The organism is Streptococcus sp. HMSC065H07 (assembly GCF_001837325.1).
GTDB lineage: Bacteria > Bacillota > Bacilli > Lactobacillales > Streptococcaceae > Streptococcus > Streptococcus salivarius_H.
The window spans coordinates 118,825-135,867 of the sequence record NZ_KV832029.1 but is presented as its reverse complement, the minus strand read 5'-3'; the positions used below and the strand labels follow the sequence as shown (position 1 = coordinate 135,867).

Annotated in this window: 10 protein-coding genes and 1 pseudogene; all 11 read left to right on the top strand. The window is 42.3% G+C overall.

Annotation, left to right across the window (positions count from 1 at the left end):
• A pseudogene (locus HMPREF2637_RS04455) lies at window positions 1-642 on the top strand (LD-carboxypeptidase); the annotation flags it as partial.
• A 362-nt stretch (window positions 643-1,004) separates the two neighbouring features.
• Entirely contained in the window at window positions 1,005-2,603 is a 1,599-nt protein-coding gene (locus HMPREF2637_RS04450; RefSeq protein WP_037598455.1) for an Hsp70 family protein, read from the top strand.
• Complete coding sequence (locus HMPREF2637_RS04445) at window positions 2,600-3,112, top strand: hypothetical protein (protein ID WP_070839230.1); 513 nt, start codon at window positions 2,600-2,602, stop codon at window positions 3,110-3,112. Before HMPREF2637_RS04450 ends, HMPREF2637_RS04445 begins: the two co-directional genes overlap by 4 nt.
• A 9-nt stretch (window positions 3,113-3,121) precedes the next feature.
• Window positions 3,122-3,907: an ATP-binding cassette domain-containing protein gene (locus tag HMPREF2637_RS04440; RefSeq protein WP_002891779.1), complete on the top strand. Its 786-nt coding sequence runs from the start codon at window positions 3,122-3,124 to the stop codon at window positions 3,905-3,907.
• A gap of 8 nt (window positions 3,908-3,915) precedes the next feature.
• Window positions 3,916-4,731, top strand: coding sequence for an ABC transporter permease (locus HMPREF2637_RS04435; protein WP_002891777.1), 816 nt, complete (start codon window positions 3,916-3,918; stop codon window positions 4,729-4,731).
• Window positions 4,732-4,992: a hypothetical protein gene (locus tag HMPREF2637_RS04430; RefSeq protein ID WP_002891774.1), complete on the top strand. Its 261-nt coding sequence runs from the start codon at window positions 4,732-4,734 to the stop codon at window positions 4,990-4,992.
• A gap of 9 nt (window positions 4,993-5,001) precedes the next feature.
• On the top strand, window positions 5,002-6,741 hold the full coding sequence (locus tag HMPREF2637_RS04425) for a DUF6287 domain-containing protein (RefSeq protein ID WP_070839228.1): 1,740 nt from the start codon (window positions 5,002-5,004) through the stop codon (window positions 6,739-6,741).
• A gap of 280 nt (window positions 6,742-7,021) precedes the next feature.
• Window positions 7,022-8,332, top strand: coding sequence for an ATP-binding protein (locus tag HMPREF2637_RS04420; RefSeq protein WP_070839221.1), 1,311 nt, complete (start codon window positions 7,022-7,024; stop codon window positions 8,330-8,332).
• Window positions 8,333-8,366: 34 nt separating this feature from the next.
• On the top strand, window positions 8,367-9,740 hold the full coding sequence (locus HMPREF2637_RS04415; RefSeq protein ID WP_070839219.1) for a GHKL domain-containing protein: 1,374 nt from the start codon (window positions 8,367-8,369) through the stop codon (window positions 9,738-9,740).
• 245 nt (window positions 9,741-9,985) lie between these two features.
• On the top strand, window positions 9,986-13,306 hold the full coding sequence (gene rexB / locus HMPREF2637_RS04410) for an ATP-dependent nuclease subunit B (RefSeq protein ID WP_070839217.1): 3,321 nt from the start codon (window positions 9,986-9,988) through the stop codon (window positions 13,304-13,306).
• Window positions 13,296-16,949: a helicase-exonuclease AddAB subunit AddA gene (addA, locus tag HMPREF2637_RS04405; protein ID WP_070839214.1), complete on the top strand. Its 3,654-nt coding sequence runs from the start codon at window positions 13,296-13,298 to the stop codon at window positions 16,947-16,949. Before rexB ends, addA begins: the two co-directional genes overlap by 11 nt.
• Window positions 16,950-17,043 lie beyond the last annotated feature (94 nt).

Below are 17,043 nucleotides of genomic sequence, written 5' to 3'. Positions count from 1 at the left end.
GCAGACATTTGTGAGTTAGACAAAGAAATGTTGCCATATAGCCTCCACTACTTCAAGGAATTGATTGAGACGGGAAGAATCTCGGAAATTCGCCCTAGTGACGTTTGGTATGAGGAAAGAACTGACTTCAGTCCCAAAGCCTTGGGAACTCCTCGTGTCAGCCATGCAAATACAGGTTTTGACTTGTTACAAGGCAATGCTAAGTTCGAGGGGGAAATCCTCGGCGGTTGCCTCGAATCCCTCTACGATATTTTTGACAACTCTCTACACGCAGATAGCACAGACCTCTGCCAAAAATACAAACTTTTCCCTGACTTATCCGACTGGGAAGGAAAGATTCTATTGCTAGAAACAAGTGAAGAAAAGCCTGAACCTGATGATTTCAAAAAAATGTTGCAAACTTTAAAAGAAACTGGGATATTTGAGGTCGTCAGTGGACTCTTGGTCGGGAAACCTATGGATGAAACCTTCTATGACGACTATAAAGAGGCACTATTGGATATCATTGATAGCAATATCCCAATTGTCTATAATCTGAATGTCGGACACGCAACTCCAAGAGCGATTGTTCCCTTTGGAGTCCACGCCCATGTAGATGCAAAGAAGCAAGTCATTCGCTTTGACTATAACAAAGAAAGCTGAGATAAGACTCTCAGCTTTTTTTAGAAAGTAGGAGTATCTTAGTTGCTATAAAGCATGACACTTTAAGTGGATAATACTCCTGTATTTCTAAGTTCATCCAGTCTATCAGATTGATTGAGACTCAAGGGAGTGGGACAAGGAACAATTTTTAAAAAGTTGTTCGGTCCTACTCCCTTTTTTCCTATTTTATAGTCTCTTTATTTGTGATAATATAGTATAGTGAAAAAAACTAGACTGGAATAACTTTACTCTTTTGGAGTTTTATGTGACAGCGATGAATAGAGACAATCTAAGCGGATGCCTGCTTGGAGCTATAGTCAAGAAAACTCAAAATGAGGAATGAGGCTAGAAGGGAAATTGTTATGAGAAAAAAAGCGATTGGTATTGATTTAGGGACAACGAATTCCGTTATGGCTGTTGTTCGTGAAGATGTGCCAGAGATTATTCCGATGGGGACGAATGACGATCAGGTCTTACGTTCAGCGGTTTACTTCTCAAATATTAGTGGCCAAAACCATGTATCTTTTGGTAAAGAAGCCATCGAGCGTGGGACAGAAATCGGAAGTACAGAAAATTTTAAATTTGACTTCAAACGTGACATCGGGCGTCCGATTGCTAGTGATACACCAGACCACACACGTGTCAATTCTATTATTCTTTCGGCCTTGGTTTTGAACGAATTCCGTAAACGCGCCTATGTCGTTGGTCAGGAGATGGGACAAGCAGACGGTATCAAGGATGCTGTCATCACCGTGCCTGCCTACTTTACGTCAGATCAACGTGCGGCAACGAAGAATGCTGGTCGTATCGCAGGATTTAACGTCTTGCGTATTATCAATGAGCCTACAGCTGCGGCCATTGCCTATGCCCACACTAAAAGTGCCCAAGGAAATGTCTTGGTCTTTGACCTTGGTGGAGGAACTTTTGATGTTACCATCATGCGCGTGGCTGATCATGCCTATGATATTTTAGCGACTGACGGGAATTCACGCCTTGGTGGGATTGACTTTGATAAGCGTCTTGTGGGCTACATCATGCAGGAGTTGGAAAAACAAGGGGTCAATATGACTAACCTTTCCGAGAAGGAAAAAATTCAACTTCAATATAAGGCTGAGCAAATTAAGACTAGTCTATCTGTGAATGACCAAGCTCTCTATGAGCATTATGTCAATGGTCAAGGTTACGGTGTCTTGATTACTCAAGCAATTTTCAATGAAATTACCTTGGACCTCCTCAAAGATACTGAAATCAAGGTACAATCTACCCTTCAAGCGTCTGGCTTGAAATGGGAAGAGATTGACCATATCCTGCTTGTGGGTGGTTCAACACGTATGCCAATGATTCGTCAAATGATTCGTTTGATGAGTGGTTTGGAACCTAAGTTTGACCTTAATCCAGACACTATCGTGGCACAGGGGGCATCTATTTTGGCGGACCTTATCGTCAATAACGAGGTTAGCTTCTCTGAGCACCAGGATGGTAAGACAACTGAGACAGACAGAGTAGTTGTCAAGGATGTGACCTCTCAGGGAATAGGTCTGCTCTTCAAGAAAAATCCAAACAAGAACTACAGCTTTGTGGGTGACTACTATAATAGTGTCGTGGTTCCACGTAACTCGGTCTTGCCTTTGGCAGTGACCAAGGACCTCTTTGCGGTCGTGGATGGACAGAGTAAGTTCAAGCTTCGTATCACAGAAGGAAATTATGAAAATCCATTTGCTGTGAAGATTTTGGGACAAGTGGAAGGACAAGTGCCACAACCTCGTCAGAAAGGCGAGCTTTTGGCACAAGTCACCTATGCCTTCGATTCAGAACAAATTGTTACCGTAACAGTGTCTGATCCTCGAAGCAATACTGTTGTGGCACGCTTTTCAGTCAACGCACAAGTCAACCAAACCCAAGAAGTGGTTAAGGAAGACTTGTCAGAACTTCAAGCTATTTTTGCTAAATTCATCTCATGATAGACTACTACAAAGCAATTGATACAGAGACAGGACAGGAAGTATCTTATTTAAGAGAGGTCAGTAACCGTATCTCTCCAGAGATGTCGGCTCAAGATTGTTTCGTGGCACTTTCCTTTTTACGTGAGGAACTGGAGGAACTTTGGACTAACGGTACCTTGGATAAAGAAGGCGAGCGTTTGCGCAGTGAGCTCTACACGATTCGCTCAATCTTTTTCTCAGACCATGAGAAGTTACAATATGACCGAAAACTTAGACAGGCTCAGAGAAAGGCTTGGGAAGTTGAGAAGGGGACGGCCGCTGATACTAGCAATGTATCAGGTAAAAAGGAAATCCCTTTTGAACCTGTTGCGGTGACTCAAACTAAAGAGTCATATCTTAAAAGTTATCTCTTTGCGGCCTTCGCCTTTGTGATTCTACTAAGCTTGATTCTCTTCTTCAATATCAATGTCATCGTTCTTATTATCGGAGCCATTCTAATTGTGGCTTTGATGTTACTTATGTCTTAGGAGATATTAATGGAAACCAATCAATTAACATTTGAACATATCTGTTTCAAATATAAGGGAAATGATAACCAGCTCTTTACAGATTTGGATGTTACTATGGAGACTGGCCAAGTTGTCGGTATCTTGGGTGCTTCTGGTTCAGGGAAAACAACCTTAACAGAGATTCTCCTTGGCCAGCTTAAACCAACCTGCCAACAATTTCGTATTTTAGAAAATGGCAAACCTGTGACTGCTGGTTCACGCTCTTGGTCCTATGTGCCCCAACAAAATCTTCTTCGTGAGTACCTCAAGGTATCTGAGACCTTTGATTTTTATGCGGACCATCATCTGAAAGGAAGTGGTAAGCTGACTAAAAAGCATCGCATTGCAGGGATTATGGATGATTTAGGGCTGACGGAATTTGCAAACAAGAAGATTTCAGAGCTTTCTGGTGGGCAAAAACGCCGTGTCTCCATTGGTATCGAGCTTCTTAGCCCTAGTCCCTACTTTATCCTTGATGAGCCGTCTTCAGGCTTGGATGCTCTTAGTGACCGTAATCTCTTACGTACCTTGAAAATTTTGGCTAAATCAGCTAACAAGTCTATTGTGGTTATTACCCACAACACAGAAAATTTGGCTATTTTTGACAAGATTATCTTCTTGTCCAAGGGACGTCCGACATTTGCAGGGACCTATGAAGAGTTGCTTTTGGAATACAAGACTAGCGATCCTTATATGATTCGTAAATATATGGATATGAATATCGCAGATGTCTACCAAGAGCTCAATGCTTCAACACGTATTTACAAGATTTAGGGAGACTTATGAACGCAGCATTACGATTAAGTTGGTATAAATTTAAACACCACTACATGGATTTTGTTAAGGTTCTTCTGGGCATTGTCGCTTTCGAAGGCTTAATCCTCTATATTCAAGACAAGGGATTTTTGAAAGATTTCGAAACAACTCGAATGACCCTCTTTCTCTTGCTTTTCTCAACCAGTCTCTTGATTGTGGTTCAAAACAGTATTTATATTTCTAAGGAACGCTCAGTCCTCAACCGTGACTTTTTCTCAGGTTTGAGTCGTTCGGCCTTTGCCTTGGCTAGTATGGGGATTCACGCCTTCTTTGCCGTTTTGGAAACTATTGTCTTTATCCTATCTTACTCTGTTTTTAGTAAGTTCTTTGACAAAGAATTTCCAGACGCTGGTCATATTTTTGGTTCCTACCGTTGGGAAGTTGGGATTACAGTGCTTCTGGTTTTCTTGGCTTCGCATTTCATTGCCCTTTTTATCTCAGCCTTGGTTGGCAAATCTGAGATTACCTCTGTTATCCTAGCAGTTGTTGTGGGGATCATGCAATTTTCATTGTCAGGAACTATCCTATCTTTGCCAAAAGCCATTGATTGGGTACAAAAATTTATCTATCTAGGTTATGGGCACAAGCTTTTTGGGATTTCTAGTGACTTGTCAGACTTGCCATCTAGCTTGGCTAAGTACAGGGTCCCTGTTCCTAAGAGCCAGTTGGAGGCCTTTCAAGGGTCTACAGGTGAATTCTGGGGCCAATGGTGGGCTTTGGTACTTCATTGCCTAGTTTATGCCCTACTCTTTTTCGTCACACTTCAGAAGAAGGAGAAATAAATGCAACAATATGATGAATGGCTGATTGACTTCCAAGTGCAGTATGGTCGCAAGCCAAGTGATAAGGAAGTTGCCGAAGCTGCTAAGACTGGTTTTGCTCTTTCTAGTGGTTTGAGCAGACAGAAAAATTCTAAATTCAGACAAGTCTTGTCTAAGGTTGGTTTGGGAGATCTCAAGTTTAGCTGGTTTTTAGTTTTGGAAATTTTGCTCTTGATTTGTATCGCCCTCTTTGGCTATGTTGTTGGCTATCTATTTATCTAGGAGGACCTCATGAAACAGTTTAAACATAAAAAGTTTATCGGTTTGGCCTTGCTTGTCTTTTTGGTCTTCATGGTACTTGGAAAATACACTCAGAGCACGGCTTTCACATCGTCTTCAAGAGTTTATGCCACAACCGTTGTCGATAAGAATACTGGGAACAAGGTGCGTTTTGAAGTTCGTAAAATCAAGGGAGACAAATACGAAGTCAAAAATACGGAGACAGGTGATACTTATCAGGCTAATGCCCAAGCCGGCGAAGACCGTTCTTTGAGCTTTAAGTTGGCTGGAACTAACGGCAACTCAGACGGTACTATCCGTATCACACCAAGTATGGTGCCTGGAGGAGATGCAAAGGTTGAAATGACTGACTCAAACACCTATACTCAGGTTGAGGGAGGTTCTGAAGTCGTTGAGTCTAGCGAGGCTTCGTCTAGTTCTTCAAGTAGCCAAGTTAAAAGCATTATTAAGGATATTTTGGAATCAAGTAGTTCATCCTCTGGTAGCGACGCAAGCTCAGAGTCGTCTTCTAACGATCCAAATAAGCCAAATGCAGATATCAAGACTAAGACCGATGTCAATGGTGATAAGGAAACCACTTATATTGCAGACTATTCGACTGAGGACATTAAGTCTATCACGGAAGCTTTTGGGAAATGGCTCTATCAGTCTGATTATGCCAAGGATGCTGTTTTAGTTCAAAGTAGCTTTGACAGTATCACTAAGGTCAATGATGGTAGTCCAACCTTCCTTTCATTTAAGGCACCTAAGGAAAAAGATAGCAGCCAAACGATTACCATCCTTGCTAATCTCATCAATGCGGATGGCTATGAACATATTACTGGTGTTCCGAGTGGTATCATCAATGGTAAGGAAGTCTCAAACTATGATTTCAAGGACTATAAAAACACGGTTGATTCCTTTGCTCTAGGAATTAATGAAAATAGTGGTAAGACCGCCGACTATAGCCCAACATCATCTTTCCGTCTTTATACCTTGAAGGATAAGAAACATGCTATGTATGAAGACGATGCCGCTGAACAAAAAGCCCTCTTTAAGGACTTCTCAGCTGATGATAAAACTGGTGGCAATTATAATGGCTACAACAAGCTCTATAAGGATTTGGTTGACCAAGATAAGGATTCTTACCAAATTGTTCTCGGATCTAATGGTACTGTTTATTATGTGACTAACTACTGGAAGGGCAATTATGATAAGAAGGCTGTTCAGACCTATAAGGTAGCACCAGATGACATGCAAGAGGCTTACCAAGAGCTGCTCAAGCATTACTCTAGTGCTGGTACGTCTGAAAGCTCAGAATCTTCAAGTTCTTCACAATCATCAGAGTCAACATCAAGCTCATCAGAGGCTAAAACAGAATCAAAAACGGAAACCAAGACCGAACAAACAGGTATGGATGTTAATGCTATCAAGGATAATAACTTCCAAAGCCTAGAAGGGACTTGGAAGAATGGGAATGGCTTAAGTCTGAATTTTTCTAAGGACAATTTAACAGCTCCTGAGAATTATGTTGTTGAAAATACAAATGGAAAACTTGAGAATGGCTATCTCACATCAAGTTTAAGGATGGGTATTTCCGGAGCAGCGATTGTCTTTATTCCTAAGGGAGTAACGCTTCCGACAGTACAGGGATTTGTGGACGGTTCGGATAATACTAAAGACCGTATTTTGATTACCCAGTCAGCATCACCACAATCTGACGCCAAACAATTCTACTACAAGGCTGACTAGACTTTAGGCTTAAAAGTAAGTCTCAAAAAAGTAGTTTTATAATCTAAAAGTTGAGATAAAATTGTCTCAACTTTTTATGTTACATTTGTAACTTTAATTTAATAGTAAGTCTATCTTCTATAAATAAATGGATTCTTAGAGGTATTGTAGACCTTAATAGAAAATTAATTATTGTGAAAACTTACAAAAAGCTATATAATGAGTAGTGTTGTAAAAAGGGCTTCCTAGGGGATTTTTGAGGAAGTTTCTTAAATCAGATTAATGGGAGAGGGGGAAAAGAATGACTTCTATTATTGAATCGCTACTTGCTGTTTTTAAAGATTTTCATTGGCTAGTATCTATAGACACGCTCTTGATTTTCTTTGTCAATTATCTGATGTTTCATGCAGCTGGTAGGGTCAAGATTTCTTGGTGGCTACTTTTATTAGGTGGCCTTTTATCAGTTGTTTTGACTCCCCTTCTTCCTATGGGATTCAAATTTTTACTTAATCCTCTCATTTTATTTTGTTTTAGTTATTACAAACGTCCAGACTTGCCATGGATAGAACCGGTATTTAATAGTTTTTATGCCTGGGGGACAACCAATATCATTATACGAGGCTTGTCGTTAATCGTCTTTCCTTTACTTTTGGGAGACGATTTGATGAGCCGCATTCCAGAATCTTTAACAGAGTTTATATGTGTGGTAGTTACTTATCCTCTTTATCTTTTGGTTCACCGTTTTATTGGTTATGAATATTTGCAGGTCGAGGAAAAGGAGCGCTTACGTATACACTTCACCCCTATTGTTATTGGGGTTAGCTTTGCCTTTCTTTCATACGGGCTTCTAAATGATTTCATGCCTTACTTTGCTAGCATCTGGCCTGTGGAAGTGGTTAACAATTATGCCAAGTTGATCGTTCTATTAGCAACAGGAGCCTTCTTTATCGTTGTTTCCTATGCCAACCAGTGGATAAAGGATGAACTCTTTCTAGAATTGAAGGAGGAGCAGGAGCGTCATTTCCAGAGCTTACAGGAATCTAGTAGGCATATTCTCCATCTTTATCAGGAGTTATACCGTGATGGAGTGCCTAAGGTAGTCGTACCTAAGAAGGTTAAGACCGTTCTGGCTACTAGTCAAGAGGGAGACACTCAGAACTTATCTGAGGAGGAAGTTCCCTTCAGCAAGGTTATGCCAGATATTTCCAACCTGCTTTCTCAATTGTTACGTTCCGTCATTGAGAGTAAGTATATGGAATTTCATGCTGTTGGCGTTGATTTTATCATGGAGGTTCCAGACCCTATATCCCCAGTTCATATCGATGTGGTGGATTTATCAGCTGTTCTAACGACCTTCTTGGATAATGCCTTGTTGAGAGCTCATGGTCAAGAAAATAGTTTAGTTCGTATGTCTTATTACCAAAGAGGTGAGGTCCAGGTCCTCTCTGTAGAGACAACCCTTTCGCAAGACAGTGCCGAGGCGCCCCACGAGGCGTATGAGAGTCACTTATCAATCAATGAGCAGCTCGAAGATATTATGGAGCGTTACCCTCAGTCTAAACTTAGCTTTAAGAATGATAAGTTCATCTATAGACAGCAATTTGAATACTAAAGACTTGTAAAAAAATATATAGAAAGGAGATTCGATGTTTGAATCGTTTTTGGGAATAAATTTTTTAAATCTCTATAATACAGATGCCTTTCTAGCCATTCAGATTATTATAACGCTGACGATAAACTGTGCTATTTTCAAACGAATGACAGACATTCGTATCTCCTGGACGGTGTTTCTGACCTTAGCCCTGCTAGATGTGGTCCTTCAGTATAATATTAAGAGTATGAACATGATTGCTGATGTCTTTATTCTGATGGTTTTGGCTATTCTGGCTAAAGGAAAGACTTGGACGGTAACGCAGTATGCTTTTCATACCTTGTTTCCAGTGGTGACATCAGATTTGCTTTATCGTTTATTGGGACTCTTCTTTATTCCCCTTCTCTTGAATCTCCCTGTCGCTGAGGTAGGGTCGAATGCTCTTTTCTATCTCTTATCTTACGGTTTGATTTTGCCACTTTATTTTGTTTTTGACCGTTTCTTGGGCTTGGATTTGAAGCGTTGGAAGGTCTATAGTGATGACTCTTTTCATAATCTCCAGATTTCTAGAAGAGTTGCTCTAGCAATGGCCATTTATTTATTGGGAATCTTTCTCAGTGTGAATTTAGATGACTGGTTACCTGGTTATTCTCCAGATTTGGAATTGAGATTTCGTATGTTATGGGTTCTCTTATCTGCAGTAGCCTTTATTTTCCTAATTGCTCATCTTAATCAACTATCTAGGCAGTATTTGGAAGAAAGTTTGGCCATGGAGGAAAAACGGCATTTGAATAGTTTGACCAAGGCCAACCAAAAGATTGATCTTCTCTACAATGAATTGTTACAATACAGACAGTCTTATCAGACGGTTGTGGAACAATTTTCAGAGGAGGTGCGTGACCAGGAAGAGGCTCTTGCTGAACAGGTGTATCAGAATGTTCTTAGGGAGAGCGCCAAGGAGTTTGAACGTTTCCGTGTCATTGATAATCCTAAGCTAGAAAATATTCAATCCCTGCCCTTACGTAGTCTTCTTTCGGCTCGTATGATGGAGGCTAAACGTAGTAATATTCCAGTGACTTGTGATATTCCTGAGGAAATTTCAGGCTTTACCATGAACGTGGTTGACTTGACCTTGCTGGTGTCCATTTTCTTTAGTAATGCGATTGATGAGAGTGAGCAGGTGCCTGCCAGTCAAATCAATTTTAGTTTCCATCGCCATGATAAGGATGGGAGCTACCATTTCGTCATGGAAAATAGGACGCAAGAAGAAAAAGTTGATCTTGATGCCATTATGCAGGAAGAAAATCAGAAGAAGACCTCTGGTCTTAACCTTCACTCAGCCAAGGATATTCTTAGGAAGTATAGTGATGCCAATCTGATTACAAGCAGTGGTGATTACCTCTTCAAACAGGAATTGATTTTTAAATAAATATATGGAGCTAAATCAAAGGATTTGGCTTTTTTTTCGTTACAGATCCATAAAGTAGTGCTCTTTGCTGTTGAGCTTAAGCTTATGTCCGGCCCATAGGACAGAGGGCTAGAAAGGGATAAGGGAGGAGTCTGATTGTTGCTTCATTCTGTGTTATAATAGCAAGGATTAGTGGTTGTTAGCGCTAAGTGAATGGCAACTTGCTTAGCCTAACGACTGGTGTAGAGACAAGAAAGGGACGTCTTATGAAATTACTTTATACGGATATGTCTCAGGATTTAACAGAAATTCTGACGGAGCAGTCGACTAGCTATGCTCAAAAGGGAAAGAGGGTCTTTTATATTGCCCCTAATGCCCTATCATTTGAGAAGGAGCGTAAGGTCTTGGAATACCTGCCTCAGTCAGCGTCCTTTGAGATTACGGTGACTCGTTTTACTCAGATGGCTAGGTACTTTATTCTCAATACAAGTAACCCGAAAACTCAGCTGGATGATACTGGTCTGGCCATGATTTTTTATAAGGTCTTGTCACATATGGACGATGATGAGCTCAAGGTTTATGGTCGTTTACGCAAGGATAGTAACTTTATTAATCAATTGGTGGACCTTTACAAAGAGTTGCAGCAGGCTAATATGACAGTTCTGGATTTGCAGCATTTGGATCAGGCGGAGAAACAAGAGGATTTGGTAAGGATTTTCAGTGCGGCTCAGGATCTCTTGTTGGCGGGAGATTTCGACAATCAATCCAAACTCAGTGCCTTCTTCAAGGAGATTACCTCAGGCCACCTAGATAAGGCCTTGAGTAACACGGTTTTGGTCATTGATGGCTTTACGCGTTTCTCTGCCGAGGAGGAAGCACTGGTTGCACTCTTGAATGATAAGTGCCACCAGATTGTCATTGGGACTTATGCCAGTCAAAAAGCTTATAAGGCTAACTTTGTTTATGGCAATGTTTATCAGGCCTCAGTGGATTTTTTGAGGACTTTGGCTCAGACCTATAAGGTGACACCTGACTACGTGACGACAGACAAAGAGGGCAATCCTTCTTTTGCACGTATTAGTCGTCTTTTGGAGAGCCGTCATGATTTTAGTACGGTAGATGAGAAGGTTACTGATCAAGACAAGCAAGCCTTGCAGGTCTGGGAAGTGGTCAACCAAAAGGAAGAGGTGGCTCAGGTTGCCAAGAGTATTCGTCAGTTGCTGGCGGATGGTAAGCGCTACAAGGATATCTTGGTCCTGCTTGGTGATGAGGAGAGTTATAAGCTTCAGGTGGGTCAGATTTTCCGAAAATTTGATATTCCCTATTATTTCGGTAAGGAAGAAACCATGTCTAGCCATCCTTTGGTGCAGTTTGTGGATTCGCTAGAGCGTATCAAGCGCTATAATTATCGTGCTGAGGATTTGCTTAATCTCGTAAAATCCGGTCTCTATGGTGGTTTTACTCAAGAGGACTTAGACCTTTTTGAGTATTATGTCAATTTTGCAGATATCAAGGGGCGTCACAAGTTCTTGTCTGATTTTACGGCCAATAGTCGTGATAAGTATGATTTAGACCAGCTTAATGCCTTGCGCTCACAACTGGTAGAGCCCTTGGACAAGTTGCTTAACAGTCGCAAACAAAAGGGTTCTAGTCTGCTTAAGAAACTTGCGGTCTTTTTAGGGGCTATACAAGTGCCAAATCAGATGGCTGCTTTGACTGTCAAGGCCAGTGAAGCTGAAAAAGAGCAGAATGAACAGGTCTGGAAGGCTTTCACCCAACTCTTGGAGCAGGTTGAGACTATTTTTGGAGAAGAAACGCTGTCAGTGGACGACTTTTTGTCCATTTTGCGTTCGGGAATGTTGGCCTGTGATTACCGTACGGTTCCAGCCACTGTTGATGTGGTCAATGTGAAGAAATACGATTTGATTCAACCACATTCAGCTCCTTATGTTTTTGCCTTAGGCATGACTCAGTCGCATTTTCCAAAGGTTGGGCAAAATAAGAGTCTCCTGTCTGATGAGGAGCGTTGTCGTATCAATGAGGCCACGGATGAGCATAGGAGTTTGGATATTGTTACGCAGAGTAATAGTCAGCGGGGGCATTTTGTGGCCATGTCGCTTTTCAATGCGGCTAGTGAACAATTGGTGCTTAGTCAGCCACAAATTCTCAATGAGACGCAGGATGACATGTCGGTTTATTTGAAGGAACTTCTTGACCTTGGTCTTCCTTTGGTTGAAAAGGGACGTAATCGTTTCGAGGCTAAGGGTGACCAAATTGGGAACTACAAGGACCTCCTATCGACTGTCATTGCTCTTAACAGCAGCCATCTAGATGCTGATTTGGACAAGGAAACGCAGACGTTCTGGTCAGTTGCTGTGCGTTATCTCCGTAAGCGACTTGATAAGGACCAAGTCTTGATTCCAAATGTGATTGACGATGTGACGACGACCAAGGTGGATGATCAGGTCATGCAGCTGGTGTTTCCGGGGGAAGAACCACTAAAATTATCAGCTTCGGCTCTGACGACCTTCTATAACAACCAATATCTTTATTTCTTGCGTTATGTTTTGGGACTTGAAGAGTTGGAGTCCATCCATCCAGATGCCCGACACCACGGGACTTATTTACACCGTGTCTTTGAGCGTGTGATGGGTGATTCTTCGTCAGAAAACTTCGATGATAAATTGGAAAAGGCTATTGCTCAGACCAATCAGGAACAACCCTTTGAAATTCTCTATACCGAGGACCAAGAGAGTCGCTTGTCTCGTCAAATCTTGGAAGATATCGCCCGTTCAACTGCCAGTGTTTTGCGTGATAATGCGGCTGTTAAGGTTGAGCGTGAGGAAGCCAAGTTTGATTTGCTTTTAGCAAATAGCATCAAGATTACAGGGATTATTGACCGTGTGGACCGTTTAACGGATGGGGCTCTGGGTGTCGTTGACTACAAATCAGCTAAAAATGTCTTTGACATTCAGAAATTCTACAATGGCCTCAGTCCGCAGTTGGTAACCTATCTAGAAGCCCTCCGCCAGACCTATAAGGTTGATGCTGATCAGCTTTTTGGTGCCATGTATCTTCACATGCAGGACCCACAGCTTAGCTTAGCTCAGTTTGGTCTGGATAAGCTAGCAGCTCAGGCTCATAAGGAATTGACCTATAAGGGACTTTTTGTGGCTTCAGAAACAGAGCATCTGGCTGGTGGAAACTATGATTTACAAAAGACTGTCACCTATGACAAGGAGGACCTAGAAAACTTGCTAGACTACAATATCAAGCTCTTTACAAGTGCTGCTGAAGTTATTCGAAGCGGGAATTTTGCGGTTAATCCTTATACCGAGGATGGCAAGTCTGTTCAAGGGGATCAAATCAAGGCAATTACTCATTTTGAGGCCGACCGCCACATGGGACAGGCTCGAAAGCTCCTGCGTTTACCAAGTAAGGGCAAGAAGGAAGCTTATTTGGAGCTGATGGCAAAAGATGAGGACTATAATGAGATGCAAGTTGCTGAAAAAATCGTCCCCTTTCTAGTCACTGATCAAGCTGTGACAGCAGACAAAAAAGACCAGGAGGACAACCATGTTGACTAAAGCTTTTTTAAGTCCAACAGAGATTAAGGAACGCATTGCCCAAGAAGCAGCTTCTGACAAGGAACGCAAGTTAACACCTGAGCAGATTGAGGCCATTTACAGTAATGGTAGTAATATTCTTGTGTCAGCTTCGGCTGGATCAGGAAAAACCTTTGTTATGGTTGAGCGTATCCTTGATATGATTGGACGTGGCGTTGGCATTGACCAACTCTTTATCTCAACCTTTACGGTAAAGGCTGCAGGTGAGTTAAAAGAGCGTCTGGAAAAACGTCTGACAGAGCAGCTTGGACAAGTTGAGACGGATGAAGAGCGTGCCTTTCTTTCAGATCAGATTGCCAAGATTGGGACGGCAGATATTGGAACTATGGATGCCTTCACCCAGAAATTGGTCAATCAGTATGGCTATCTCTTGGGTGTGTCACCTATTTTCCGCATTATGACAGATCCTGCCGAGCAGACACTTATGAAAAATGAGGTTTATGCCGATCTTTTCAACGATTACATGCAAGGAAAGGATGCCCAACTTTTCCAAAAATTGGTCCGCAACTTCGCAGGAAATGGCAAGACTAGTAAGGCTTTTCGTGATTTAGTTTACGATGTCTATAACTTTTCTCAGGCTACTGCAGGTCCTGAAAAATGGCTACGTCAAAATCTTTTAAAAGGGCAGGCAGAGGCCAATCCAGACAAGGCTAAAGCTGAGCTTTTAGAGGATCTCAAAGATGGCTTGTTGGCTGATTTCTTAGACTTCTTAAGAGACCATTTAGGCCTAGCTCAGCGTGAATTTGCCAAGGCTAAGTATCTTAATAATGTGTCGGATGCCATTAGCCTTCTTGAAGGAGCCTTGGCCAATGATCAAACCGATATGGAGGACTTGCTCAAACAACTCTTGACTCTGTCAGGAGGGACTGGCTTGACAAATATGACCCGTCCTAAAGACGAGGAACTCAAGGCCTACAAGGAAGCTTACAACAAGACCAAAAATGAGTTTGTGGCCCAGTTGCGTGAGATTGATACCCAACTAACGGTCCTCGAGGTTTTGACCAAGCATAATGATGACATCCTACCTCTGTTAGAGATGCTTCAGGCCTTTGTGCTTGATTTTTCAGACCAGTATTTACAGGCCAAGATTCAGGAAAATGCCTTTGAATTCTCAGATATTGCCCACTTTGCCATCCGTATTTTGGAGGAAAATCCAGAGGTGGCAGCCAGCTACCGTGACCGTTACCATGAAGTAATGGTAGACGAGTATCAAGACAATAGCCATACTCAAGAACGCATGTTGGAGCTCCTCTCTAACGGTCACAACCGATTCATGGTGGGAGATATCAAGCAATCCATCTATCGTTTCCGTCAGGCGGATCCTCAGATTTTTAATGGCAAGTTCCAGCTTTTCCTTGAAAATCCAGATGCAGGTAAGCTGATTCTCCTTAAAGAGAACTTCCGTAGCCAATCTGAGGTTCTTGATGCGACTAATGGTGTTTTCAGCCACCTCATGGATCAGGAAATCGGAGATATCCTCTATGACAAGACGCATATGTTGGTAGCAGGTAGCGAGAAGCAAAAAGAGCCCCATCCTGAAAATGAGACTGAGGTTCTGATTTACAATAGTGATGAAGCAAGTGTGACTCCTGACGAGGAAGGTTCTGATCAACCTATCAGTAGTGGTGAGATTTCCTTGGTTATCAAAGAAATTATCAGTCTTCATAAGCAGGGTGTACGTTTTGAGGACATTACCCTCCTAGCACCAACCCGCAACACCTATCTGGACTTGATGGCAAGCTTCGAGGAGCACGGAATTCCTTTGGTTCCTGACGAGTACAAGTCAAGCTACCTAGAGTCGCTAGAAGTTATGATTATGTTGGATACCCTTCGTGCCATCAATAATCCTCTTAATGACTATGCCCTCGTTGCCCTCCTTCGTTCACCGATGTTTAATTTCAACGAGGATGATTTGGCTCGTATTGCTGTCCAGGCTGACGAAGGACAATTCTATGACAAACTTCTTGTAGCTTGCATTAAAACAGGGCTTCATCCGGAAGTTGTCACACAAGGACTTGATGCCAAGTTGACTCTTTTCACTGAGACTCTGGCAGATTGGCGTGATTACAGTAAGTGGCACTCGCTCTACGACCTCATTTGGAAGATTTACGACGATCGTTTCTATTATGATTATGTTGGCAGTCTTCCACGAGCCGAGCAACGCCAGGCCAATCTCTACGCCCTTGCCTTGCGTGCCAATGCTTATGAAAAGACAGGCTTTAAGGGACTTTCTCGTTTTATTGGTATGATTGATAAGATCATTTCTAGCGGTAACGACCTAGAGGAAGTAACAGACTTGGTTCCCAAAAATGCCGTTAGCCTCATGACCATTCACAAGTCCAAGGGACTAGAGTTCAAGTATGTCTTTGTCTTGCAGATGAATCGCAAGTTCATTGGTCACAGTAGGGATGGACTAAGTGGTAAGTATATTATCAACCGTGAAAAAGGACTTGGCATTAAGTACCTAGCTGACCTTAAAGACCAGATAAACACCAATTTGCCCAAGTTAAATGTTGTTCTAGAGACCCTAACCTTCCAGGAAAATCGTAGGGAAGAGCGCAGAGCAAGTATCTCAGAAGAGATGCGTCTGCTCTATGTTGCAATGACTCGTGCAGAGAAAAAACTCTACCTGGTTGGTAAGGGTAGTAAGGAAAAATTAACCCAGCAATTTGGCACGGATGTCGAAAATAATCGCCTACCAGTAGCTCTACGTGACCAAATCGCTACTTATCAGGATTGGGTTATGGCTTTGGATACCGCCTTTATGAGAAAGGATCTCAAGTTTACTGTTCGCTTTGTTGAGGCTGAGGAGTTGACACCAGAGGCTATTGGTCAGGTTCAAGTCAAGGCGGCAGTAGATGCCGATGACTTATCTAACAACCGCCAGACGGAAGACATTAAGCGTGCCCTAACTGTCTTAGAAAGTGTTGAAAAACTTAACCAGCTTTATGCACCAGCGATTGACCTACCATCTGTGCGTACGCCGAGCCAGCTCAAAGCCTTCTACGAACCTGTTATGGATACCGAAGGGGTGGATATTATGGACAAGAAAGAGGAGGTGCAACCTCTTGAGACTACCACTACCTTTGAGCTTCCAGACTTTGGGCAAAAAACGAAGGTCACTGGAGCTGCAGTTGGTTCAGCCACCCATGAACTCATGCAACGCTTGATTCTTTCTGACAAGGTGACCCTCCAAGATTTAACACAGGCCTTGAGTCGGGTATCGGCAGATGATCAAGTTAAGGCGCGTGTGCAGTTAGAAAAGCTACTAGGCTTCTTTGACACCGAACTTGGGAAGCTCATTCTAGCTAACCGTGGTAAGTTGCGTCGTGAAGCACCATTTGCTATGTTGGCAGAAGATCCCGCTAGTAAAGAAGATTTTGTCGTCCGTGGTATCATCGATGGCTACCTTCTTCTTGAAGACCGTATTGTCCTCTTTGACTATAAGACGGACCGCTTCACTCATCCTAGTGAACTTAAGGAACGTTACAAAGGGCAAATGAGCCTCTATGCTAAAGCACTCAGCCAAGCCTATCAAATAGATAAGATTGATAAATACCTTATTCTCCTAGGTGGAAAAGACTTGGAAGTCGTAGAAGTATAAGCTATAGCCTAACCATTCTTTCATAGTGAAAGAGTGGTTTTTTGTGTCTTAATCCCACCAAAAAAGACCGATGTGCACACACCAGTCTTTTCGA

Coding starts and splice junctions, on each gene's coding strand:
- HMPREF2637_RS04450 (WP_037598455.1), top strand. CDS start 1,005: ATGAGAAAAAAAGCGATTGGTATTGATTTAGGGACAACGAATTCCGTT.
- HMPREF2637_RS04445 (WP_070839230.1), top strand. CDS start 2,600: ATGATAGACTACTACAAAGCAATTGATACAGAGACAGGACAGGAAGTA.
- HMPREF2637_RS04440 (WP_002891779.1), top strand. CDS start 3,122: ATGGAAACCAATCAATTAACATTTGAACATATCTGTTTCAAATATAAG.
- HMPREF2637_RS04435 (WP_002891777.1), top strand. CDS start 3,916: ATGAACGCAGCATTACGATTAAGTTGGTATAAATTTAAACACCACTAC.
- HMPREF2637_RS04430 (WP_002891774.1), top strand. CDS start 4,732: ATGCAACAATATGATGAATGGCTGATTGACTTCCAAGTGCAGTATGGT.
- HMPREF2637_RS04425 (WP_070839228.1), top strand. CDS start 5,002: ATGAAACAGTTTAAACATAAAAAGTTTATCGGTTTGGCCTTGCTTGTC.
- HMPREF2637_RS04420 (WP_070839221.1), top strand. CDS start 7,022: ATGACTTCTATTATTGAATCGCTACTTGCTGTTTTTAAAGATTTTCAT.
- HMPREF2637_RS04415 (WP_070839219.1), top strand. CDS start 8,367: ATGTTTGAATCGTTTTTGGGAATAAATTTTTTAAATCTCTATAATACA.
- rexB (WP_070839217.1), top strand. CDS start 9,986: ATGAAATTACTTTATACGGATATGTCTCAGGATTTAACAGAAATTCTG.
- addA (WP_070839214.1), top strand. CDS start 13,296: ATGTTGACTAAAGCTTTTTTAAGTCCAACAGAGATTAAGGAACGCATT.